The organism is Chromohalobacter sp. HP20-39, assembly GCF_033052815.1.
Lineage (GTDB): Bacteria > Pseudomonadota > Gammaproteobacteria > Pseudomonadales > Halomonadaceae > Chromohalobacter.
In genome coordinates this window covers 1-238 of the sequence record NZ_JAWHTP010001147.1, presented here as the reverse complement: position 1 = coordinate 238, position 238 = coordinate 1, and the positions used below count along the sequence as shown (strand labels likewise).

Here is a 238-nt window from a genome sequence, read left to right as displayed (position 1 = left end):
GCCGGGGCGACGCAGCGTTTCGTTGCGCTGCAGCCGGGTGAGGCCGTGCCGGCGCGGGCGGTGCTGGCCTCGGCCTGCGACGAGCCCGACTATGGGCACGACCACAACCTGTTAGACGACAACCCCGGCCACCCGGCCTATGGCTTTGGCCGTCAGCCATTCGGCAACCCGGCGGTGGCCATCAGTTCGCAGGCCCCGTTTCATATGGGCTTCTTTCACCAGGGGGGCGTCTTCAATG

1 pseudogene is annotated in these 238 nt (G+C 68.1%); it reads left to right on the top strand.

Features of this window, described 5'->3' with window-relative positions:
* A pseudogene (locus RVY79_RS21480) lies at nucleotides 1–238 on the top strand (hypothetical protein); the annotation flags it as partial.